Here is a 23,474-nt window from a genome sequence, read left to right as displayed (position 1 = left end):
AATCAGAGTATCATCTCGATCCGACAAGAAACCCCCCACCCACCATTTCAGGACACCCCGCCATAAAATTTTCCCCGATCCCTCTGGATATTCACCCCAAGACCGACTATACTAGTATTAATTTTTAAATTTTCGGAATATTATTGACTATTTTGTGACAGGAGTGATAATATAACGTTGTATTTACGTTGAGTGGTATTTTTATCATATCTGGATTTGCTAGTCTTGCAGACTACTTATCATATACCAGGAAGAGAAAAAGGGGGATTTCTGTGAAGAAGAATAGTTTATTACTTGTTGTCATCTCTATGTTATTCGGAATGCTGGTTCTGTCTGGATGTGGTAGTGATAAGAGCTCCGGGGATGGAGATGGTGAGAAGCAATATGTGATCGGTGTTACGCAGATTGTGGAACATCCATCGTTGGATGCAGCGTTTGAAGGGTTTAAGAAAGCTCTGGCAGAAAACGGTTTCAAGGAAGGCGAAAACGTAAAATATGATGTTCAAATCGCCCAAGGAGATCAAAGTAACTCACAAAGTGCTGCGAAGAACTTTGTCGGGGACGGGGTCGACCTTATCTTTGCTAACTCAACCCCAAGTGCACAGCACGCACTGAATGCAACCAGAGATATCCCGATCGTCTTTACGTCTGTTACGGATCCTGTTGGGGCTGAACTGGTTAAGTCATTTGACGAGCCTGGTGAGAATATTACCGGTACGACCGATACTCATCCTGAAGCGATTTCAAAGACACTCCATTTTATTACGGATGAAATGAAAGCGAAGAAAATCGGGATTGTGTATAACTCCGGTGAACAAAATGCCGTCGTCCAAGTAGCTGAAGTGAATAAGCTTGCCAAGGAAAAAGGCGTGGAAGTGGTTGAGGCTACGGTTTCAACGTCTGCGGATGTCAAACAGGCAACAGAATCCCTTGTTGGAAGAGTCGATGCCATTTACATCCCGAAAGATAATACAGTCGTCTCAGCATTGGAATCCGTCATCACGGTAGCAAATGAAAAGGACATCCCTCTTTTTGTAGGGGAACTCGATTCGTTGAAAAAAGGGGCGATTGCAGCGAGTGGATTCAACTATGAAGATCTTGGTTATCAAACGGGGTTAATGGCAGTGAAGATCTTGAAGGGTGAGAAAAAACCTTCTGAAATCCCTGTACAGGCTCCCGAAAACTTTGAGCTGATGTTCAATAAAGCGGCTGCTGAAGAACAAGGAGTGGAAGTACAGGAAGCCTGGTCTGACCTTGGTACATTCTTAGAAGAAAATTAGGAAGGGATGATGATTCGTGCCAACAGCAATATTCGCATCCTTTGAATCTGGAATCATTTACGCTATTATGGCCCTCGGAGTCTATCTGTCCTTTCGGATACTGGATTTTCCTGATTTAACAGTCGATGGCAGCTTCGTAACCGGGGCCGCCGTCGCTGCAACCATGATTGTCAGTGGCGTAAACCCCGTTATCGCAACGCTTACAGCGATTGTGATTGGATTCGCAGCAGGATGTATAACAGGATTACTTCATACGTTTGGTAAGATCAATGCCTTATTATCGGGGATCTTAATGATGATCGCCCTTTATTCCATCAATCTCAGGATCATGGGAAGATCCAATGTCCCCCTGCTCAGTCAGGACACGGCGTTTACAGGAATAGAAGGATTTTGGTCCCCACTGGGGATCGATGCCGCCCTTAATAAAGTGTGGGTCGCCGTCGGACTCGGTGAACCCGTTCCGGGAACGTGGAGCATATTATTCATCATGACGATCATCACACTTGTGATCAAATTTTTGACAGACGCATTCCTGAAAACGGAAATCGGGCTGGCACTTAGGGCCACTGGGGATAATCAGCGGATGATCCGCAGCTTCTCTGCCAATACGAATCTGATGATCATCCTTGGATTAGGGATCTCAAATGGAATGGTCGCCCTGTCCGGAGCTTTGATTGCACAGTACAGCCGATTTGCCGACGTCGGAATGGGGATCGGGATGATCATCATCGGACTTGCTTCTGTCATTATCGGTGAGGCGTTATTCGGAACCAAATCGATCGCCCGTACGACCTTAGCCGTCATAGGGGGAGCGATTATCTACCGATTAGTCGTATCCATGGCTCTCAGAGTGGATTTCCTCGAAACAGGGGATATGAAGCTGATCACGGCGACCATCGTCATCCTTGCCCTTGTCATGCCTAAGGTGATGGATCGATACAGGGATAAGAAACGAAAGGCCCTGCGCATGGCAGAGCGGGTCAAGAAAGCTCCGATATCAGAGAGAAAGGGTGATGGCGGTGTTACAATTAAATCGAATTCATAAAGTATTCAATGAAGGGACACCCGATGAGAAAATCGCCCTCGATGATATTCAGCTCTCTCTGAAACCAGGTGATTTCGTGACGGTCATCGGGAGTAATGGAGCCGGGAAATCGACACTAATGAATATCGTCTCAGGGGTGTTGATCCCTGATATCGGAAATGTGTTGATCGATGACCACGAGGTATCGAAGGTTTCTGAGTATAAACGTTCAAAGCTGATCGGTCGCGTATTCCAGGATCCCATGGCAGGGACCGCCCCTTCCATGACCATCGAAGAAAATCTGGCCATGGCGTATTCACGGAATCGGACCCGGACCTTTAAAATGGGGGTCACCAAAAAACGGAAAGTGTTCTTTAAAGAAGTGCTTGAAACCCTTCACTTGGGACTTGAGAACAGATTGAATGCAAAAGTGGGGTTGTTGTCAGGCGGGGAACGGCAGGCCTTATCCCTTCTGATGGCGACTTTCACAGAGCCGTCGATCCTCCTGTTGGATGAGCATACGGCTGCACTTGATCCCGCGCGTGCGGACCTCATCACGAACCTGACAAAAGAAATTGTCGAGAAGTATAAGCTCACCACCTTGATGGTCACCCATAATATGCAGCAGGCCCTGGATCTCGGGAACCGCTTGATCATGATGGATAAAGGGCAGATCATTCTGGAAGTGAACGAAGACGAGAAAAAGCACCTCACCGTCGAAGGACTGCTCCACGAATTCCAGCGGATCCGTGGAAGTAAACTGGCAAGTGACCGGGCGCTTCTTTCTTAGAACCTTAAAAAGAATAAACAACCTTCTGTAAAAAGCAACGGGACTTTGGTTCCGTTGCTTTTTTGCGCTAAAGGGTACATCTGCATAACTTATATTAATATAATATTTTAAATATTTTAACAATTTATTGACTATTTATAAAACAAAATGTTATTATATCGTTGAATTAACGTTATATAAAAATATATGATTCGTTGGTTTAAAGGGGGAAAGCAATGAAGTCTGGATTAGAGGTAGGACATACAAGTGTCGTCACGACTGAAGTAACCCCCGGCATGTATGCCCAGTTTGAAGGAGAAGTGGTTCACCCCGTATATTCAACGGTTTCGATGGTGTATCACATGGAATGGGCATCGAGGAAAATCATCCTGCCCTATTTGGAAGATCACGAAGAAGGGATGGGGGCAAAGGTAACCGCCCGGCATATGGCTCCGGCGAAATCGGGTTCCTTCCTTGAAATTAAAGCGAACGTCAAGAAATATGAGCGGAACATCATCATCACCGAAGTGATTGTCAGAGATAGAGAGAATGACAGACTCATCGGTAAAGGGGAAGTGAAGCAAGTGGTACTCCCTAAAGAGAAAATCAAAGAAAGAATAAAAGAGAGCTAGATTCACTTTTATAACCAGCAGTAAAAGGAGGAAGCGAAGTGGCTAACGTGTCGACAAAAGTGAAAGCGGTTACAAATAGAGAGCTTGCAGGGGGAAATGATATGGATATGTTCCAAAAAATACAAAACCATGAACAGGTTGTATTCTGCAACGATGAAGAAACAGGGCTCAAAGCCATCATCGCCATACATAATACCACTCTTGGACCAGCACTTGGCGGGTGCCGGATGAGACCTTATGCATCAGTGGATGAAGCACTTGAAGACGTCCTTCGTCTATCCAAAGGCATGACGTATAAATGTGCCGCAGCCGATGTGGATTTTGGTGGAGGGAAAGCGGTCATTATCGGAGATCCGGAAAAAGACAAACATCCGGAGCTGTTCCGTGCCTTCGGTCAATTCGTAGAATCCCTAAACGGACGATTTTATACAGGGACTGATATGGGGACCACGCCTGAAGATTTCGTTTATGCCCTGAAGGAAACGAATTGTATCGTGGGCGTCAATGAAGAGTATGGAGGAAGCGGGGATTCTTCCATCCCGACAGCCATGGGAGTCATCTATGGCTTGCAGGCGACAAATCAAAACGTGTGGGGTTCGAAAGATCTTCACGGTAAAAGCTACGCGATTCAGGGTCTTGGAAAAGTAGGTTTTAAAGTAGCCGAGCGTCTGTTGGAAGAGGGAGCAGATCTTTATGTAACGGATATCAGCCAAAGGTCGATCGATCAGCTGGTTGCAAAAGCGAAAAGCATGGGAGCGGCCCTCAAGGTCGTATCAGGGGAAGAGATCTATTCTGTCGATGCAGACGTCTTCGTTCCTTGTGCCATCGGTGGAATCATCAATGATCACACGGTGGATCAGCTAAAAGTAAAAGCGGTCGTTGGATCGGCCAATAATCAATTATTGAATCTTTCACACGGCATGAAGCTTCATGAAAAAGGGATCCTGTACGCTCCGGATTACATCGTCAATGCAGGCGGCCTGATCCAGGTGGCGGACGAATTATACGAGCCGAACAAAGAACGTGTCCTTCAAAAGACGAGTGCTATCTATAACAGTCTGCAGAATATTTATCTGCAGTCAGCAAATCAGCACATGACCACGGTGGAAGCGGCCAACCGTTTCTGCGAGGACCGGATCCATGCACGCACGAGAAGAAACAGCTTCTTCTCCCATGCGAAGCGTCCGAAGTGGTCGGTGAGAACGTAAATTTAAGTCACGTTTTTATCTATCCCAAATCTCCAACAATAACGCGCTACAAAGAGGTGATGAAATGATCGAGGAATTTCAACTGGTCCAGGTCATGGATCAACAAGGACAGCTCATTCAAAGCGAGTATGAAAAAGACATTTCAGAAGACTTGGTCCGAACCTTTTACCGGCATCTAATCAGGATCCGCACCTTTGATCGTAAAGCGGTAAGCCTTCAGCGTCAGGGTCGGATCGGGACATATGCCCCGTATGAAGGGCAGGAGGCATCCCAGGTGGGGAGCGCCCTTGCCCTGCAGGAAAAGGACTGGTTGTTCCCATCCTACCGGGATCATGGCGCCACCATGACGTTCGGCCACTCCCTGCTTCACATCCTTCTTTTCTGGAAAGGTCGCAATGAAGGCTGCGTGCCCCCGGAAGGGAAGAACATCTTCACTCCAGGCATTCCGATTGCGACCCAGCTTCCACATGCGGTGGGGGCGGCTTACGCAGAGAAGAGGAAAGGGACTCGGAATGCAGCCATTGTGTATTTTGGCGACGGTGCAACATCTGAAGGTGATTTTCATGAAGGATTGAATCTGGCAAGCGTCTGGGAGGCCCCGGTCGTCTTTTTCAATCAAAATAATCAATACGCCATCTCCGTTCCCATTCACAAGCAAATGAAAACAAAAACCATTGCCCAGAAAGCTCTTGCCTATGACATTCCAAGCGTACGCATCGACGGCAATGATATTTTTGCTGTTTATTTTGAAACAATGAAAGCATTGGAGCGGGCACGAAACGGGGACGGACCTACCTTGATCGAGTCCGTGACATGGAGATACGGTGCCCATACGACAGCCGATGATCCGACGAAGTACCGTGATCAGCAGGAAAGCGAGAATCGTCGAAAGGATAACGATCCACTTGATCGTTTAACGAACTTCATGAAAGAAAGAGGCTGGTTCGACGAGGAATGGATGAACTCGGTTCAGACGGAGTATGCGAAGGAAGTCGACCAGGCTGTTGAGGAACTGGAAGCCTTTCCGGCAGCAGATCCGAGTGTGATCTTCGATTATGTATTTGCCACCCCGACGTGGACGATCCAGGAACAAAAAGAAAAGCTCCTAGAGCAATTGAGAGGGTGAGTAGAATGAGCACCTTAACGAAAATGAAGACATTGACAATGGTTCAGGCCATTACGGATGCGATGAGGGTGATGCTTCAGGAAAACGAAGATGTTCTGTTGATGGGTGAGGATATCGGTACGAATGGTGGGGTATTCCGAGCGACTGACGGTCTGCAACAGGAATTTGGAGAAGACCGGGTTCTTGATACACCCTTAAGTGAAGCAGGCTTTATCGGGGCGGCCATCGGAATGGGATTGAACGGCTTTCGTCCCGTGACAGAGGTTCAGTTTTTAGGGTTCATTTATCCTGCCTACGAACAAATCATGACTCATGCCTCCAGAATCCGCGCCCGTACCCTCGGGCATTTCAGCTGTCCGCTGGTCATCAGGGCCCCTTATGGCGCCGGAGTCCGTGCGCCTGAGATCCATTCCGACAGTACCGAGGCCCTTTTCACTCATATGCCTGGGATCAAGGTGGTATGTCCCGCAACACCTTATGATGCAAAGGGGCTCTTGATTGCTGCCATTGAGGACCCGGATCCCGTCCTGTTCCTTGAGCCCATGAGATGTTATAGGTCTTCTAAAGAGGAAGTACCGGAAGAGAAGTACACCGTGGAAATCGGAAAGGGCAAAGTGGTCACAGAGGGTGAGGATGTCACGATCATTGCATGGGGTGCGATGGTAAAGGTAGCGGAGGAAGCAGCCAGGGAAGCGGCGGACAAAGGGATTTCCTGTGAGGTCCTCGATCTTAGAACACTCTATCCCCTTGATAAGGACCTCATCTCAGGCTCTGTCCAGAAAACGGGGAGAACGGTGGTTGTCCACGAAGCTCATGCCACTGGGGGAGTCGGAAATGATGTGCTTGCGATTATCAATGACACATCCTTTTTATATCAGAAAGCGCCGACTGAGCGGGTAACGGGGTTCGATACCCCTGTTCCTTATTTCGGATTTGAAGATTTCTATTTACCTGACAGTAAGCGAGTGCTTGCTGCAGTGGAAAAAGTGGCACGTTATTAGACAAGGAGGGAGTCCATGGAAGTTAAGCTTCATGATATCGGGGAAGGGATGACCGAAGCCAATATCAATCACTTTCTTGTAAAAGTGGGGGATATCGTCAAAGCGGATCAACCACTGGTAGAGGTGCAAACAGATAAAATGACGGCGGAGATCCCTGCGCCATTTTCAGGTGTAATCAAGGAGTTTACGGTAAATGAAGGAGAGACGATTCCAGTTGGATCGACGGTCCTGTTGATGGAAAAAGAAAACGGGAATCAGACCGGGGGCCGGAGAAATGGGCCTGAAACCACTCAAATAGTAAAGACAAAAAGAATCCTGGCTTCACCGTATACAAGGAAAATCGCCAGGGAAAATGGTGTCAACATAGAAGAAGTGAGGGGTTCCGGAGCCGGGGGTAGAATCGTTGATGAGGATGTACTCCTTTATATGAAAGGAGAAAGTGCGACGGCTTCCGGGCAGGCAGAAGAACGTCAACCGGTATCGCCTCTTGCATCAGTAGAAACGAAAGCGAAGACCATCCCGTTCCGGGGCAGACGCAAACAAATCGCGTCCAAAATGTCACAGTCGCTCAGAACGATCCCCCACTGTACCCATTTTGAAGAAATCGACGTGACGAATCTATTAGTCTGGAAAGATACGATGAAAGCGGGAGGCGGGTCCGTTTCCATGGGAGCCTATTTTATCAAAGCCCTTTCTGTCTGTTTGAAAGAGTTTCCGATTTTCAATGCCCGCCTGAATGAAGAGGAAGAATGCGTCGAGCTTCAGTCTCAACACAACATCGGTATTGCCGTTGACACGGATGAAGGGCTCATCGTCCCTGTCATCAGGCATGTGGAAGGAAAAACGATGAAGGACATTCACGTTGAAATGAAGGAACTGACCGTTAAAGCACTGGAGGGGAGCCTCTCGATGAAAGAGATCAAAGGCGGTACCTTCACGGTCAGTAACGTAGGACCGTTGAACGGCTCGATCGGAGCGACACCGATCATTAATGAGCCGGAAGTCGCCCTCGTCGCCTTTCATAAAACGAAGAAGCGTCCGATGGTAAATGAACATGATGAGATTGTCGTCCGCTCCATGATGAATATATCCATGTCCTTTGATCACAGAGTGGCAGACGGCGGGACGGCCGTGAAATTTACAAATCGTTTAAGAGATTTGATTGAAGAGCCTCAATCCATGCTTTTGGAGTTGATGTAAATGGTAGTGGGAGAGATTACCGAAGAGAAAGACGTTGTCGTCATCGGAGGGGGTCCCGGGGGTTATCATGCAGCCATCAGGGCCGCGTGTCTCGGCAGACAGGTGACCTTGATCGAACGGGAGGATCTTGGAGGGACCTGCTTAAACAAAGGATGCATCCCTTCCAAAGTATTCACCCATTTTGCCCAGGAATTTAAAAAGATGGAGCATCTGAAGGAAATGGGAATGGAGTTCGGGGAAGCAGAAGCTAATCTTGCTGCTCTTCAACTCTATAAAGATAAAAAAATCACCCAGCTTCGAACCGGGGTGGAGTCACTTTGTAAAGCGAATGGGGTTGAGATCGTTAAAGGGTCTGCGTCCTTCCTGTCTGAATCCCGTATCGGGGTTGAAAATGGTCACGAGTTTACCCTTTTTAATTTCAAAGAGGCGATCGTGGCAACGGGAGGGGAATTTCACTATCCGGAGGGGATTGAGTTCAATGCTGACCGTGTCCTGAAGGAAAGACAGGTTTTTGAGATGGAGGAGCTCCCGCGGGAACTGATCGTATATGGAACAGACTATATTTCACTGGAAATGGCGTCCGTTTTCTCCATATTGGGAAGCCGTGTCACGCTCATCCTGAATAAAGGACTTCCATTTGACTCTGCCCTGTCAAAAGAACTGTTCAGGCAGTTGAAAAAGCATAAAATCAATGTCATCAAGGACTCCGTTCTGCGAGCGGCAAGTGAGAGGGACGGACACGTCATGGTGGACCTCGAAAAAGAAAATGGCGAGACGGTTTCCATCGAAGGATCTCATTTCGTCGTGAGCGGACAAGTGAAGCCCAACCTGCCAGACCTTGGACTTGACCGTCTCCGTGTGGACCTGAAAGAGGAAGGCTATATCCGGACGGATCGGGAGGGACGGACCTCCATTCCGCATATTTGGGCGATCGGGGACGCGACAGAAGGTCCGTCCCTCGCAGTGAAGGCAATCAAACAGGGGAAGGCAGCAGCTGAGGCAATGGCGGGGCTTAAAGTGGAAGTGGATCTGCAGTTTGTGCCGATGGTGGTACAGATGAGCCCTCCGATTGCGTGGGCGGGTCTTACAGAAGAGGAAGCACGCAGGGAAGGCTATTCGGTCACAGTGAGTGAGAACCCTGTCAGGGCCAACGGGTACGCTCAGCTGACAGGTGAGAAGGATGGATTCGTGAAGGTCGTGTCAGACAGTGAAACGGATATGATCCTTGGGATTCATATGATGGGGAAGGGCGCGTCCGAGCTGATTTCATCAGGTGTGCTGGGTCTTGAGATGGCGGCGAGGGATGAGGACTTTCGCTTTCCACTCTATCCGCACCCGAGTATGAATGAAAGTCTGCTTGAAGCGGTCGAAGGATTAAAGGGGGATGCCGTTCATATGCCTCCCCGTAAAAAGGAACCGGCCAGATGAAATGGGGGACACGCTTTTCCACAGAGAAGCGTTTAAGCTTTACTAGCCGCTCTTGAGAAGTTTTATAAAACAATTTACTATAATATTCAGAATATATTAACGTTTAATGGAGGGATCAGGATGCAAGAGAATGTAGCGAGAAAACAGGAAAAAGTAGAAGAGGTATTTCCAGTAAGGGATGTTGACTATTTAGAGTACTACACGGGAAATGCGAAACAAGCGGCTCATTTCTTCTGTACGGCATTCGGCTTTAAGACAGTTGCCTACTCAGGGCTCGAAACCGGAAACCGTGACACAGTATCCTATGTATTGCAGCAAAACAAAGTACGATTGCTCATTACGGGAAGCCTTCACGAAGGCAGCCGTGTGTCTCAGTTTGTAAAGAAGCATGGAGACGGCATCAAAGATATCGCCCTTGTGGTGGATGATATTGAAAAGGCTTACAATGGCGCTGTATCCCGTGGGGCGATTGAAATCATGCCTCCTTCGACGATGGAAGATGATCACGGACAAGTAAAGAAAGCCGTCATTGGTACATATGGGGACACGATCCATACACTTGTGGAACGTAAAGATTACAAAGGGATCTTCATGCCAGGTTTCGAGAAGTACGATTCTGCCCTTACAAATGAAGATGCCGGTATCATCGCTGTCGATCACGTAGTCGGAAACGTTGAGCGAATGGAAGAATGGGTGGAGTATTACGAGAAAGTCATGGGATTCAAGGAAATGCGTCACTTCACAAATGAAGATATTACGACGGAGTACTCAGCCCTTATGTCGAAGGTCATGCATAATGGCGGCCGCATTAAATTCCCGATCAATGAGCCCGCTGAAGGAAAACGAAAATCACAGATTCAGGAATACCTAGAGTTCTATGGTGGTCCAGGGGTGCAGCATATTGCCATCCTGACAGAGGACATCGTCAAAACAGTCGGTATCCTGAAGGAGAATGGAGTCGAGTTCTTAAGCACGCCGGATTCTTATTACGAAATGCTTTCAGAACGTGTGGGGGAAATTGATGAAGAGATTTCGAGAATCAAAGAGCTGAATATTTTAGTAGACCGTGATGATGAGGGCTACCTGCTTCAAATCTTCACGAAACCTATCGTGGATCGTCCTACGCTGTTCATCGAAGTGATTCAACGTAAAGGGGCGAGGGGATTCGGGGAAGGAAACTTCAAAGCACTATTTGAATCCATCGAGCGCGAACAGGAACGCAGAGGAAACCTATAAACAAAAAAATAGATAAATAGAACATATATAACGGGGGTCAAAGGAACCGGTCAGGGGGTTAACTCATGAAGAGATTAGCTGCTTCTATGATTAATATCGTCCAAATGAAAGGTACGATATTAAGACGTGAAGACAAGCTAACGCGTGAGTCAACCCCCTTCATCCATGAGGAAGGCGAGGGTATATGTATGACATTAAAGATCAAGACAAGGGAAGCGGTCACGCATATCGCTCCATATGTGCTGGGAAAGACGCTTTTAGACTTGCAGAAGGAGCATAACTTAAGCTCGATCAGAAAGCTGTCCGAAAATGAAAACATCTACGGCTGCTCTCCGAAAGTGAAGCAGTGGTTTAAAGAAAATGGCACCGACCTGTTTTTGTATCCGGACGGGGCAGCGGTCGATCTTAGTCATAAGGTTTCAGCGTTTCTGGGGGTTCCGAAAGAACAGCTCGTATTCGGGAACGGCTCTGATGAAGTGATCCGGCTGTTGACGAGGGCCTATTTGAGCGTCGGTGATGAAGCTATCATGGCCGATGTTACGTTTCCGAGGTATCAGACCAATGTGTTACTGGAGGGTGGCACCCCGGTCATCGTGCCTCTTGTAGACGGAACCCATGACTTACAGGGGATGCAGGAACATATCACTCCAAACACGAAGCTGATCTTTGTGTGCAACCCCAATAATCCGACCGGAACCATTGTCGGGAAAAAAGAGCTCCTGCAGTTTATCGAGACCGTGCCGCCAGACATCCTGGTGGTGGTGGATGAAGCCTATATGGAGTACGTGACAACGGATGACTATTTAGAAACCCTGCCCCTCCTGCCTGCATTCGAAAATCTGATCGTCCTCAGGACATTTTCAAAAATATACGGCCTTGCCGGGTTAAGGGTCGGTTTCGGGGTCATGAATGAGGAAATTGCTGAACAGCTCCGAAAAGTGAAGGACGTCTTCAATGTAAATACCGTAGCCCAGAAGTCAGCGATCATTGCCCTGGAAGACCAAGCGTTTATCAGGGAGTGCACCCATAAGAACGAACAGGGGCGTCTCTATTTGGAGAGGGAATTTGACCGCATGGGCATATCTTATTTCCCATCTCAATCGAACTTTATCATGGTGGACACAGGATTGAATGGGGATACGGTCTCTTATGGGCTGGTGAAAAGAGGGCTCGTCGTCCGTTCGGGAACGCTTCTCGGGTATCCGACAACGGTCCGGGTCACGATTGGAACGGAAGAGGATAACAAGCGATTCGTTGAAGCAATGAAAGACATTTTGCAAAACAGAGGGGTGAATTAAGTGGATATCAAACCCCAGACGCTCGAGTGGCAGTCCGCCTATAAACTGATGATCGGCTCGATTTTGCCCCGTCCGATCGCCTTCGTCTCATCCCTGGATGAAAAGGGGAATGCGAATCTTGCCCCTTACAGCTTCTTTACGGCGATTTGTGCAGAGCCCATGCTCGTTTGCTTCTCACCCATGAGAAGAGGAAAGGATGGCAGCAAAAAGGATACCCTCGAAAACATCGAGAAAACGAAGGAATTCGTCATCAATATCGTCAGTGAAGAGTTTGTGGAGGAAATGAATAACTGTGCCATTGAATTTGACCCGGATGTGGATGAATTCGAACAGGTCGGTCTGACGAAGAAAGAGTCCATCACCGTCAAGCCACCGGGAGTATCCGAAAGCAAGGTTCAATTGGAGTGCGTTCTTCATGAGGTCCTTCACTTCGGCGATCATCCTGGTGCCGGGAGCCTAGTCATCGGGAAGGTGGAGTGTGTCAGGATCAATGATGCACTTTATTACGATGGAAAGATAGACTCAGAGAAACTCAAGCCGGTGGGACGCCTTGCCGGTCAGATGTATACCAAACCATTATCCGATTCATTTGAATTGATTCGAAAAAGGTGATATGACGTGAAGCTGGTTAGTTTTATAAAAGAAGGAGAAGTCAGGGCAGGGATCGTTCAGGGTGATCTTGTCGCAGACATCCATGCTGTAAGTGGCGGATCACTCCCTAAAGACATATTATCCATCATCGATTTGGGAGAAGAAGGCATGAAACGGATGAAGGGGTTCGGTACCTTTTCAGAAAAAGACAAGGGAGTGCATTCATTACGTGATGTCACGCTGCAGTCGCCGATTCCAAGACCTGTCAGCATCCGGGATTTCTATGCATTTGAAGAGCATGTGAAAACGGCCCGTAAACGGAGGGGGCTGGATGTGGTGCCGGAATGGTATGACATCCCCGTCTTCTATTTCTCCAATCATTTGGCCGTCAAGGGTCCTCTCGATCACATTGAAACGCCGGCTGACTGTGAGTGGCTCGATTATGAACTCGAAATCGCCTGTGTGATCGGGAAAGAAGGCAGGAACATTTCAAAAGCCGACGCGGAAGACTATATTTATGGATATTTCATCATGAACGACTGGAGTGCGAGGGATATCCAGAAGCATGAAATGAAAGTGGGGCTTGGTCCTGCGAAAGGAAAGGATTTTGCCACTTCATTCGGTCCTTATTTAGTGACGGGGGATGAACTGGAATCTTATCGCAGGGGAGACCGTTTTGATCTCTCCATGACGGCAAAAGTGAATGGGGAGCTCTTGTCCCAAGGCAATTACCAGGATATATATTTTACATTCGCCGACATGATCGAACGTGCTTCAAAAGACGTTACCCTTTATCCGGGTGAGGTCATTGGATCAGGGACGGTCGGAACCGGCTGCATATTAGAGCTTGGTCCAGAGAAACATCCATGGTTAAAGCCCGGGGATACGGTGGAATTAGAGATTACGGGATTAGGTGTTTTGCGTAATTCGATTGCAAAGAGAAGAGAGGAGGAAGACCATGTACTATCGTCAACTGGGGAACATACCTCATAAGCGTCACACCATGTTTAAAAAGGACGACGGCACGCTTTACAGAGAACAGGTCATGGGGACGAAGGGATTCTCGGGAACACAGTCGATCTTGTATCATCATCATTTGCCGACGGCTGTGGCGAAAACGGACTATTTAGGGAGTTATATGCCGGAGTTTGAAGAAGAGGGTGCTCTTCGTCATCGACATTTTTTTACAGATAAAGTAGAGAAGAAAGGCTGTGCCTTAAAAAGCCGTGAGTATTTACTGGGTAATTCGGATCTGTTGATCGGAACGGCCTTTGTCACGGAAGAGATGAAAAGCTTTTACCGAAACGGTGACGGGGATGAAATGCTTTATATTCATTTCGGCAAGGGAGTGGTGGAAACGATGTTCGGGACGATCACCTATGGAAAAGGTGATTATGTGGTGATCCCGATCGGAACCATCTACCGTGTCGTACCGGAAGAAGAGACGAAGATGCTGATTGTGGAGTCCTTCAGTCAGATCACCACTCCTCGCCGCTATCGAAACGAGTACGGTCAGCTGCTGGAGCACAGTCCGTTTTGTGAACGGGATCTGCGGGGACCGGAAAAGCTCGAGACCGTGGATGAAGAGGGTGAGTTTGAAGTCATCACCAAATCAAGGGGCGCTCTTCATTCCCATATATTGAATCATCATCCATTGGATGTCGTCGGCTGGGATGGTTATTTGTATCCGTGGGTATTCAACATCGAAGACTTCGAGCCGATCACCGGCCGGGTCCATCAGCCGCCTCCTGTCCATCAGACGTTCGAAGGTCATAACTTCGTGGTGTGTTCCTTTGTGCCCAGATTATATGACTACCATCCGGAATCAATTCCGGCTCCTTATAATCACAGCAACGTGAACAGTGATGAGCTCTTGTACTATGTGGAAGGAAACTTCATGAGCAGGAAGGGTATCAAGGAAGGATCGATCACCCTTCACCCGAGCGGGATTCCACACGGTCCTCATCCAGGAACCACTGAAGCCAGCATCGGAAAAAAAGAAACCCTTGAGCTCGCCGTCATGATCGATACCTTCAAACCGTTGAAAATCGTGAAGAAAGCAAAGGATGTCGAAGATCCGAATTATATGTTCACATGGGTGTAAAGGAAGAATCAATCCAAAGACTTTGGATTGATTCTTCTTTATTTGTATAGAGTTTAAAAAAGAGTGAAGGCCCCAGTGGGGAAATATATTTTTGAACGGAAGATTATCCAAGTGATGAGAAAAAGTGAATCAACACGAAGAGGTCGAGAATGAGGATGGAATAGAACTTGTTCCCATGAAATTCATCAGGTTACTTGTCTTTTTCGAATGAATAATCATACATACATTCTATTATATAGAAAATAGTATTCTCATTTGTGGTTTTCCAATGAGAATATGCCATGCCTTTACACAGATGTCAAAACTCCCCGAACCCCCATTCCCACAGGATTTTGTCGAAAGATTCATGTCATGCATACATGCCGGATCTAAAGCTTCCTTTTACTCCGAAAATAAAAAAATCTCAAAAAAATTTTCAATGCAACAAACTCCATTAGGACAAAGATGTAAGCGTTTACTTATAATCAGACAAATCTAAATAGTCAAAAAATTTACAAAAAGCCTGTTGACCTTACCGTGAAACGGGAGTAATATTGTCCTCAATAAAAAAAACTGAGCCAGCAGAAAGCGGCAGTCACAATCCAACCAGGCCGCCTGCTAAATGGTCTCCGAGTCAACGGACTCCCGTTGCAAAAATAAAATTCCGAATAATCAAATAAATTTCAACCGGGAAAGGAATGATTAACATGAACGAACAATGGATCTACTTAGACGGGCAATACGTAAAAAAGGAAGACGCAGTTGTATCTGTGTACGACCATGGTTTTCTATATGGAGATGGAGTGTTCGAAGGGATTCGAATGTACGATGGGAACGTGTTCCGTCTGGAAGAACATGTTGATCGCCTTTATGACTCTGCAAAATCAATCATGTTGAATATCGAAGTCTCTAAAGAAGAGATGAGCGACATTATCGTTGATACACTGAAAAAGAATCAGCTGGAAAATGCCTACATACGCGTGGTCATTTCTAGAGGTGTTGGAAACTTGGGACTGGATCCATTTACTTGTAGAAAGCCACAAATCATCGTCATCGCAGAACAATTAGCTCTATTCCCTAAAAGCTTATACGACACGGGCATCGATATCGTGACAGTAGCAAGTCGCCGTAACCGTGCAGATGTTCTTTCACCAAAGGTTAAATCGTTAAACTACTTAAATAATATCCTCGTAAAAATCGAAGCCAACCTGGCTGGTGTGAGTGAAGCATTAATGCTTAACGACCAGGGGTATGTAGCGGAAGGATCAGCGGACAATATCTTCATTGTCAAAAAAGGGAAGATCCTGACCCCTCCTGGATATGTAGGGGCCCTTGAAGGGATCACCCGTAATGCCATCATCGAAATCGCCGGGAAGCTCGGATTCGAGATGAAGGAAGAAGTTTTCACCCGTCATGATGTATATACAGCAGATGAGGTGTTCTTAACAGGAACAGCTGCCGAAGTCATTGCCGTTGTCAAGGTTGACGGACGTGTGATCGGAGAAGGAAAGCCAGGAAAGTATACAACTCAATTATTGCAGGAATTCAGAAATACTGTCACGCAGGATGGAAGAAAAGTTTACAAACAGAATGCTCAAGTCGGCTAAGTTGGAGGTGATGATGTGCGAAGTGACATGATCAAAAAAGGAATCGATCGTGCTCCCCACCGCAGTTTATTATATGCGACGGGAGTGAAACTGGAGGATCTGGAAAAACCATTCATCGGGGTGTGTAACTCTTATATCGATATCATCCCGGGTCATATGCATTTAAATGGCTTTGCCCAGGTGGTAAAAGAGGCAATCCGTGAAGCAGGAGGCATCCCGTTCGAATTCAATACAATCGGTGTTGACGACGGGATCGCCATGGGACACATCGGGATGAGGTATTCCCTACCGAGTCGGGAACTGATCGCCGACTCAGCGGAAACCGTCATCAATGCCCACTGGTTCGACGGCGTGTTCTACATTCCGAATTGTGACAAGATCACACCGGGGATGCTGATGGCATCAGTCAGAACCAATGTCCCTTCCGTTTTCGTATCGGGAGGTCCGATGGAAGCGGGGGTATCGAGTGAAGGGAAGCCATTATCACTCGTATCCGTTTTTGAAGGGGTCGGTGCCCATCAGTCAGGAAGGATGACGGCAGAACAGCTTCTCGACATTGAAGCCAATGCCTGTCCGACATGCGGATCGTGCTCAGGGATGTTCACGGCGAACTCCATGAATTCCCTGATGGAGATGCTCGGAATGGCTCCTCCGGGAAATGGAACGATTGTAGCGACTTCTGAAGAACGGCACCAGTTAATCAAGGACGCCGCGAAATACCTCGTAGAAATGGTGAAAAAAGATATTAAACCAAGAGACATCATAACCGAAGACACCATCGATGATGCATTTGCGCTGGATATGGCCATGGGGGGATCAACGAATACCGTCCTTCACACACTGGCCATCGCCAATGAAGCGGAAATCGATTATGACATCAACCGGATCAATAAAGTGGCAGAAAGGGTCCCTTATTTGTCCAAGATCAGCCCGGCATCCGATTACTCTATGCAGGATGTCCATAATGCCGGCGGGGTCAGCGCCATCATTAAAGAGCTCTGTGAAATGGAAGCCGTACACAAGGATCGGCTCACCGTTACAGGAAAGTCGCTTTACGAAAATGTGAAGGATGCTCATATTCAAAATGATGATGTCATCCGTCGCAGGGATAATGCCCACAGTCCAGTCGGAGGTTTATCCGTCCTATTCGGGAATATCGCTCCAAACGGCGGGGTCATCAAAGTGGGGGCAGTCGATCCATCGATCAAAACATTCATGGGAGAAGCGATTGTCTACGAATCCCAGGATGATGCCCTTGCCGGAATCGAAAGCGGGGAAGTGAAAGAAGGCCACGTCGTGGTGATCCGTTATGAGGGGCCAAAGGGCGGTCCGGGGATGCCGGAGATGCTCGCACCGACGGCAGCCATTGCAGGACGGGGCCTTGAGAAGAAAGTGGCACTCATGACAGACGGACGATTTTCAGGAGCGTCCCGGGGCATTTCAATCGGTCATGTCTCACCGGAAGCGGCCGAAGGAGGACCGATCGGCGTCGTTGAAAATGGAGATCCCATCTTCATCGATCTGACGAATCGGACGATTTCCTTGATGGTTTCAGAAGAAGAGTTGACGTTCAGACAACAGGAGTGGGTACAGCCTCCTCCGAAAATCAAGAAAGGTTATCTGGCAAGATACGCAAAGCTTGTGACATCGGCAAGTACCGGCGGAGTCTTGAAAACAGAATAAATGTGAAAGCGTTGAAGAGGTAAAAGGATTGGACATCGTATTTTCAGAGAGCTGGTGGTGCTGCAAACCAGTAATACATCCAATACCGACATCCCCTCTGAGTATCGTTCTGAACCGTGTAAGTAGGAACGATCGAGTAGATGATACTCGTTACAAAAACAAAGGCTGATGAAACCGATCAGCCTGCAAAGGGAGATGCTATTTGTCGTCTCTGAACTAGGGTGGTACCGTGGAAAGGAAGTAAGACCTTTTCGCCCCTGCGAAAGATGAACTCTGTCGTAGTGGGTGGAAAGGTCTTTTTTGTTTGAAAAAAGCTCAGGTGGTTCACAGCCTGCGCTTTTAATAGATCCAGCTCCGGCGGCTAGAGCCGCCTGCGCTTTTAAAAAAAGGAGGAGATAGGCAATGAGAGCGAAGGTAGAGGCAGAACCGGCTTCACAGACATTGACGGAAAACGTCAACGGTGCTGATATGCTCATGAAAGCTTTAAAGGAGGAAAAGGTTGAGATTCTATTCGGGTACCCTGGAGGAGCGGTCTTGCCGATTTACGATGCTCTATACAAAGCCCCGATCAAGCATGTACTCGCCCGACATGAGCAGGGGGCCATCCACGCGGCTGAAGGATATGCACGGGTATCAGGGAAACCGGGTGTCGTCATTGCCACATCGGGACCGGGAGCGACAAATCTTGTGACAGGGATTGCCGATGCCATGATGGACTCCCTTCCTTTGGTGGTCTTTACGGGGCAGGTGGCTTCAGGGGTGATCGGGACCGATGCATTCCAGGAAGCGGACGTGGTCGGCATCACGATGCCAATCACCAAGCATAACTATCAGGTCCGGGATATCAAGGATCTTCCGAGAATCGTGAAGGAAGCTTTTCACATTGCTTCGACCGGAAGGCCCGGACCGGTACTCGTCGACATTCCGAAAGACTTGACCTTGCAGCAAGCGTATCCTGTTCCAGACGTGGAAATGGACTTACCGGGGTATCAGCCTAACTTTTATCCGAACCCCCTTCAAATCAAGAAGCTGGTGGATGCCATCTCGGTTTCTGAGAAGCCCGTCATCCTAGCGGGGGCAGGAGTGCTTCACGGAAAGGCAACAGAGGAATTGAAGGCATTCGCAGAGCAATATGACATTCCTGTGATTCATACGTTACTCGGATTAGGCGGATTTCCGGCAGACCATTCCTTATTTCTCGGAATGGCAGGGATGCACGGATGCTATGCAAGCAACATGGCCATCCATGAATGCGACTTGCTCATCAATATCGGAGCACGCTTCGATGACCGGCTGACGGGGAATCTTGCTACCTTCGCACCACGGGCCAAGGTGGTCCACATCGACATCGACCCCGCGGAGATCGGTAAGAACGTTGAAACCCAGATCCCGATCGTGGCCGATGCGAAGCAGGCACTAGCCAAACTCCTTCTGCATAAAGCTGAAAAACCGGATTTTGATGCCTGGCATCACCATCTTAAATCATACAAAAGGGAATATCCCTTCTGGTATAACCAGGCTCACGATGTATTATCCCCTCAGCGCCTGATCGAGCAGGTGTACGAAATGACGAACGGGGAAGCCGTCGTCACGACGGACGTAGGGCAGCACCAGATGTGGGCGGCGCAATATTATTCTTTCAAAAAGCCGAATAACTGGGTCACATCCGGAGGCCTCGGCACCATGGGATTCGGATTCCCGGCAGCAATCGGAGCCCAGCTAGCGAACCCATCCAGTACGGTGGTTGCTTTTGTAGGGGATGGGGGATTCCAGATGACTCTCCAGGAGCTTGTCCTCCTGAAAGAGCTGAACCTTCCTGTGAAAGTGGTCCTTCTTAATAACGGTACCCTCGGGATGGTGAGGCAGTGGCAGGAAACGTTCTTTGAAGAGAGATACTCACAATCGGTGTTCTCCACTCAGCCTGATTTTGTAAAACTGGCTGAATCATACGGAATCACAGGATATCGGGTGAAAACACAGGAAGAAGTCGATTCCGTCTTACGGGATGCCTTAACGAGTGATGAACCCGTACTCATCGATTGCTGGGTAAATCCTAAGGAAAACGTCTACCCGATGGTGGCTCCAGGAAAAGGATTACACGAAATGTTAGGGGTGAAACCATGAGGAAACGGATTGTAACCGCCCTCGTTCATAACCGGAGCGGTGTCTTGAACCGGGTGACCGGATTGTTTACAAAGCGTCAGTTCAACATCGAAAGCATTTCCGTCGGCTATACGGAAGTCGAAGGGATTTCGAGGATGACCTTCGTCGTGAATGTTGAAGACGATCGCAAAATCGAGCAGCTGTTAAAACAGCTCCATAAACAGATCGATGTCCTCAAGGTTTCCGACATCACGGATCAAGGAGTGGTCGCCAGGGAACTGGCACTCATCAAAGTATTGAGTACCGGGCAGACAAGATCTGAAATCAATGGGATCGTGGAACCGTTCAGAGCCGCCATCATTGATGTGGCAAGGGACAGCGTGACCGTACAGGTGACGGGGGAAACATCCAAGATCGAGGCCATCATCGATCTGTTAAGGCCTTACGGAATCAAAGAGATTGCCCGGACCGGCATCACGGCATTTGCAAGGGGAAATGGTAAATCAGTCACAGAGTTGAAACAGTATTCCATCGTGAATTAGCAGCTTCATATTTTAAGAAAACTAATTATTCAAAAAATGGAGAGGATGAGGGAAATGGTAAAGGTATATTATAACGGAGATGTGAATGAAGAGGTTTTAAAAGGGAAGAAGGTAGCGGTAGTCGGTTATGGTTCACAAGGTCACGCACATGCGCAGAATCTGAAGGAAAGCGGATTTGATGTTGTAGTGGGATTACGGAAAGGGAAGTCGTGGGACCAGGCGGAAAAGGACGGCTTCGATGTCTACTCCGTAAGGGAAGCAAGTGAACAGGCGGATGTCATCATGGTTCTCCTGCCGGATGAGCATCAGCCGAAAGTGTACGAAGCAGAAATCAAGCCGGCCCTCTCCTCAGGTAAAGCACTGGCATTTGCACACGGATTCAATATCCATTTCCATCAAGTAGTCCCTCCGGAAGATGTAGACGTATTCCTTGTCGCACCGAAAGGACCGGGGCATCTGGTAAGAAGGACATTTGAAGAAGGAGCCGGGGTACCTGCACTCTTTGGGGTTTATCAAGACGCTTCGGGTCAAGCCGCGGAGCTTGCTCTCGCTTATGCAAAAGGTGTAGGGGCAGGACGTGCAGGAATCCTTGAGACCTCCTTCCAGGAAGAAACGGAAACCGATCTATTCGGGGAGCAGGCGGTATTGTGCGGAGGAGTGACATCCTTGGTGAAAGCAGGATTCGAAACGCTGGTGGAAGCCGGCTATCAAAAGGAAGTTGCCTATTTCGAGTGTTTACACGAATTGAAGTTGATCGTTGACCTGATGTATGAGCAAGGACTGGAAGGGATGCGCTACTCGATCTCCGACACTGCTCAATGGGGAGACTTCGTTTCAGGTCCACGTGTTGTGAACGAAGAAACGAAGGCCCGCATGAAGGAAGTATTGACGGATATCCAAACAGGAAAATTTGCGAAGGGATGGATCCTGGAGAACCAGGCGAACAGACCGGAATTCAACGCCATCAATCAGCGTGAAAGTCAGCATCCGATTGAAGTCGTTGGAAGAGAGCTTCGTAAAATGATGCCATTTGTACAGAAACCTTCTACTAAAGAAAAGGAAGTGGTAGCGAGTGCGAACCATTGAGATCTTTGACACGACTCTTCGGGACGGAGAACAGTCAGCGGGCGTAAATCTGAATACGATTGAAAAGATCGAGGTGGCGAGACAGCTGGAGAGACTCGGGGTGGACGTCATTGAAGCCGGTTTTCCCGCAGCTTCAAAAGGGGACTTCGATGCCGTGCAGCGAATCGGTGCCACGATCAAGAACAGCTCGGTAACGGGGCTTGCACGGGCGCAGCAGCGGGACATCGATGCGGTATGGGAATCCCTTAAAGGAACGGCGGAACCAAGGCTGCATGTCTTCCTTGCCACTTCTCCCATCCACATGACCCATAAGCTGAAGATGACACCGGATCAGGTCATCGATACAGCCGTCCAGGCCGTTCAATACGCGAAGAAATTTTTCCCCGTCGTTCAGTGGTCGGCGGAGGATGCGTGCCGATCGGATCTGAACTTTCTGGTCAAGATCATGGAGAGAGTGATTGAAGCAGGGGCTTCCGTCATTAACCTTCCTGACACGGTAGGGTATATCACTCCTCATAAATACGGTGAATTGTTTCGATACGTAAGAGAAAATGTCCCGAATATCGACGGTGTGAAGCTCTCGGCTCACTGTCATGATGACCTGGGAATGGCGACGGCCAACTCACTTGCCGCCATTGAAAACGGGGCCGATCAGATTGAAGGAACCATCAATGGAATCGGTGAACGTGCCGGGAACGCAGCCCTGGAAGAAATCGCCGTGGCCCTTCGGATCCGTGAAGATTTCTACGGAGCGACCACCCGCCTGAAGCTGGATGAAATCAAGAAAACCAGTTCCCTTGTCAGCAAGCTGACGGGAATGAGGGTGCCGGCCAATAAAGCGGTCGTTGGTGACAATGCCTTCGCGCATGAGTCAGGGATCCATCAGGATGGGGTATTGAAAGAGAAAACAACCTACGAAATCATCACACCGGAGCTGATTGGAGTGAACTCCAACCGTCTCGTCCTTGGAAAACATTCAGGCCGTCACGCATTCAAAAACAAGGCCGTCGAACTGGGCTTTGAACTGACGGATGAAAAGCTGAATGAAGCATTCCGTACCTTCAAGGATCTGGCAGATAAGAAAAAGGAAATCGTCGATGAAGACCTCTTCAGCATCCTGACCAATAAGCAAACAGAAATGGATGACGGAGTTGGATTTACGTTAGAAAGAATGCAGGTTCAATACGGTATGGACAATATCCCGACGGCCACGATCGAATTGAAGTTCGAGGATGGAAACGTGACCCGGCTTGCTTCGACGGGATCGGGAAGCGTGGAAGCCATCTACAATACCATCGAAAGGATCCTGCCCGGCAAATCCAGGCTGCTGGATTACAAGATCAATTCAGTGGGCGGCGGCCGTGATGCCCTTGCCGAAGTATACGTCCGATTGGAATACGACGGTGAAAAGACAAGCGGACGGGGAACCGCACAGGATGTGTTGGAAGCATCCGCCCGCGCTTATTTAAATGCCGTGAATCGCTCGGCACAACGATCTTACTCTAGGGAGAAAGAAGCGGTGGAAGCGAGCTTATAAACCACTGGAGCCTTGAGGTTCAAGGCTCCTCTACTAAACC

At 48.3% G+C, this 23,474-nt stretch carries 20 protein-coding genes and 1 other annotated feature; all 20 genes read left to right on the top strand.

From position 1 onward, the window contains the following. Positions 1 to 308 precede the first annotated feature (308 nt). The 20 genes from CN378_RS07220 (at position 309) to CN378_RS07125 (ending at position 23,434) form a co-directional block, all read left to right on the top strand. A complete protein-coding gene (locus CN378_RS07220) occupies positions 309 to 1,280 on the top strand; it encodes an ABC transporter substrate-binding protein (protein WP_098351341.1) in 972 nt (323 codons plus the stop codon). Between the two features lie 16 nt (positions 1,281 to 1,296). Then, positions 1,297 to 2,325 (top strand): ABC transporter permease, encoded by a 1,029-nt coding sequence (locus tag CN378_RS07215; RefSeq protein ID WP_098351219.1) that lies wholly within the window; start codon positions 1,297 to 1,299, stop codon positions 2,323 to 2,325. Next, positions 2,300 to 3,094, top strand: coding sequence for an ABC transporter ATP-binding protein (locus tag CN378_RS07210; protein ID WP_098351340.1), 795 nt, complete (start codon positions 2,300 to 2,302; stop codon positions 3,092 to 3,094). The genes CN378_RS07215 and CN378_RS07210 overlap by 26 nt, the downstream gene beginning before the upstream one ends. Positions 3,095 to 3,309: 215 nt before the next feature. Then, positions 3,310 to 3,705, top strand: coding sequence for a thioesterase family protein (locus tag CN378_RS07205; RefSeq protein WP_098351218.1), 396 nt, complete (start codon positions 3,310 to 3,312; stop codon positions 3,703 to 3,705). A 101-nt stretch (positions 3,706 to 3,806) separates the two neighbouring features. Continuing rightward, positions 3,807 to 4,913: a Leu/Phe/Val dehydrogenase gene (locus CN378_RS07200; RefSeq protein WP_098351339.1), complete on the top strand. Its 1,107-nt coding sequence runs from the start codon at positions 3,807 to 3,809 to the stop codon at positions 4,911 to 4,913. 64 nt (positions 4,914 to 4,977) lie between these two features. Then, positions 4,978 to 6,039, top strand: a complete 1,062-nt coding sequence (gene pdhA, locus CN378_RS07195) for a pyruvate dehydrogenase (acetyl-transferring) E1 component subunit alpha (RefSeq protein WP_098351217.1) — start codon at positions 4,978 to 4,980, stop codon at positions 6,037 to 6,039. A 5-nt stretch (positions 6,040 to 6,044) separates the two neighbouring features. After that, positions 6,045 to 7,040, top strand: a complete 996-nt coding sequence (locus tag CN378_RS07190; RefSeq protein WP_098351216.1) for an alpha-ketoacid dehydrogenase subunit beta — start codon at positions 6,045 to 6,047, stop codon at positions 7,038 to 7,040. Between the two features lie 15 nt (positions 7,041 to 7,055). Next, positions 7,056 to 8,240, top strand: coding sequence for a dihydrolipoamide acetyltransferase family protein (locus CN378_RS07185; protein ID WP_098351215.1), 1,185 nt, complete (start codon positions 7,056 to 7,058; stop codon positions 8,238 to 8,240). Next, positions 8,241 to 9,668 carry a dihydrolipoyl dehydrogenase gene (gene lpdA / locus CN378_RS07180; protein ID WP_098351214.1) on the top strand — a complete coding sequence of 476 codons (1,428 nt, stop codon included), beginning with the start codon at positions 8,241 to 8,243 and terminating at the stop codon, positions 9,666 to 9,668. 120 nt (positions 9,669 to 9,788) lie between these two features. Beyond that, entirely contained in the window at positions 9,789 to 10,904 is a 1,116-nt protein-coding gene (gene hppD, locus CN378_RS07175; RefSeq protein ID WP_098351213.1) for a 4-hydroxyphenylpyruvate dioxygenase, read from the top strand. 65 nt (positions 10,905 to 10,969) lie between these two features. Further along, complete coding sequence (hisC, locus tag CN378_RS07170; protein WP_306471847.1) at positions 10,970 to 12,202, top strand: histidinol-phosphate transaminase; 1,233 nt, start codon at positions 10,970 to 10,972, stop codon at positions 12,200 to 12,202. Continuing rightward, positions 12,203 to 12,814, top strand: a complete 612-nt coding sequence (locus CN378_RS07165; RefSeq protein ID WP_098351212.1) for a flavin reductase family protein — start codon at positions 12,203 to 12,205, stop codon at positions 12,812 to 12,814. It begins immediately after the preceding gene. Positions 12,815 to 12,820: 6 nt separating this feature from the next. Beyond that, entirely contained in the window at positions 12,821 to 13,786 is a 966-nt protein-coding gene (locus CN378_RS07160) for a fumarylacetoacetate hydrolase family protein (RefSeq protein WP_098351211.1), read from the top strand. Then, the gene (locus tag CN378_RS07155) at positions 13,752 to 14,897 is read left to right on the top strand and encodes a homogentisate 1,2-dioxygenase (RefSeq protein WP_098351210.1); all 1,146 of its coding nucleotides are present in this window, start codon (positions 13,752 to 13,754) and stop codon (positions 14,895 to 14,897) included. The genes CN378_RS07160 and CN378_RS07155 overlap by 35 nt, the downstream gene beginning before the upstream one ends. Positions 14,898 to 15,583: 686 nt before the next feature. Next, the gene (gene ilvE / locus CN378_RS07150) at positions 15,584 to 16,483 is read left to right on the top strand and encodes a branched-chain-amino-acid transaminase (protein WP_098351209.1); all 900 of its coding nucleotides are present in this window, start codon (positions 15,584 to 15,586) and stop codon (positions 16,481 to 16,483) included. Positions 16,484 to 16,498: 15 nt separating this feature from the next. Further along, a complete protein-coding gene (gene ilvD / locus CN378_RS07145) occupies positions 16,499 to 18,166 on the top strand; it encodes a dihydroxy-acid dehydratase (RefSeq protein ID WP_098351208.1) in 1,668 nt (555 codons plus the stop codon). A 2-nt stretch (positions 18,167 to 18,168) separates the two neighbouring features. Beyond that, positions 18,169 to 18,428: a binding site (T-box leader), on the top strand. Between the two features lie 140 nt (positions 18,429 to 18,568). Beyond that, the gene (ilvB, locus tag CN378_RS07140) at positions 18,569 to 20,290 is read left to right on the top strand and encodes an acetolactate synthase large subunit (protein WP_098351207.1); all 1,722 of its coding nucleotides are present in this window, start codon (positions 18,569 to 18,571) and stop codon (positions 20,288 to 20,290) included. After that, a complete protein-coding gene (gene ilvN / locus CN378_RS07135; protein WP_098351206.1) occupies positions 20,287 to 20,811 on the top strand; it encodes an acetolactate synthase small subunit in 525 nt (174 codons plus the stop codon). The genes ilvB and ilvN overlap by 4 nt, the downstream gene beginning before the upstream one ends. Before the next feature lie 54 nt (positions 20,812 to 20,865). Beyond that, positions 20,866 to 21,897: a ketol-acid reductoisomerase gene (gene ilvC, locus CN378_RS07130; protein WP_079530754.1), complete on the top strand. Its 1,032-nt coding sequence runs from the start codon at positions 20,866 to 20,868 to the stop codon at positions 21,895 to 21,897. Beyond that, a complete protein-coding gene (locus CN378_RS07125) occupies positions 21,884 to 23,434 on the top strand; it encodes a 2-isopropylmalate synthase (protein ID WP_098351205.1) in 1,551 nt (516 codons plus the stop codon). The genes ilvC and CN378_RS07125 overlap by 14 nt, the downstream gene beginning before the upstream one ends. Positions 23,435 to 23,474: the final 40 nt, after the last annotated feature.

This window comes from Bacillus sp. AFS015802, assembly GCF_002561455.1.
Taxonomy (GTDB): Bacteria; Bacillota; Bacilli; order Bacillales; family Bacillaceae_B; genus Rossellomorea.
Note: the sequence above shows the minus strand (reverse complement) of the source record. Positions and strands in the feature narration are given on the sequence as shown.

Coding starts and splice junctions, on each gene's coding strand:
- CN378_RS07220 (WP_098351341.1), top strand. CDS start 309: ATGTTATTCGGAATGCTGGTTCTGTCTGGATGTGGTAGTGATAAGAGC.
- CN378_RS07205 (WP_098351218.1), top strand. CDS start 3,310: ATGAAGTCTGGATTAGAGGTAGGACATACAAGTGTCGTCACGACTGAA.
- CN378_RS07200 (WP_098351339.1), top strand. CDS start 3,807: ATGGATATGTTCCAAAAAATACAAAACCATGAACAGGTTGTATTCTGC.
- pdhA (WP_098351217.1), top strand. CDS start 4,978: ATGATCGAGGAATTTCAACTGGTCCAGGTCATGGATCAACAAGGACAG.
- CN378_RS07190 (WP_098351216.1), top strand. CDS start 6,045: ATGAGCACCTTAACGAAAATGAAGACATTGACAATGGTTCAGGCCATT.
- CN378_RS07185 (WP_098351215.1), top strand. CDS start 7,056: ATGGAAGTTAAGCTTCATGATATCGGGGAAGGGATGACCGAAGCCAAT.
- lpdA (WP_098351214.1), top strand. CDS start 8,241: ATGGTAGTGGGAGAGATTACCGAAGAGAAAGACGTTGTCGTCATCGGA.
- hppD (WP_098351213.1), top strand. CDS start 9,789: ATGCAAGAGAATGTAGCGAGAAAACAGGAAAAAGTAGAAGAGGTATTT.
- hisC (WP_306471847.1), top strand. CDS start 10,970: ATGAAGAGATTAGCTGCTTCTATGATTAATATCGTCCAAATGAAAGGT.
- CN378_RS07155 (WP_098351210.1), top strand. CDS start 13,752: ATGTACTATCGTCAACTGGGGAACATACCTCATAAGCGTCACACCATG.
- ilvE (WP_098351209.1), top strand. CDS start 15,584: ATGAACGAACAATGGATCTACTTAGACGGGCAATACGTAAAAAAGGAA.
- ilvB (WP_098351207.1), top strand. CDS start 18,569: ATGAGAGCGAAGGTAGAGGCAGAACCGGCTTCACAGACATTGACGGAA.
- ilvN (WP_098351206.1), top strand. CDS start 20,287: ATGAGGAAACGGATTGTAACCGCCCTCGTTCATAACCGGAGCGGTGTC.
- ilvC (WP_079530754.1), top strand. CDS start 20,866: ATGGTAAAGGTATATTATAACGGAGATGTGAATGAAGAGGTTTTAAAA.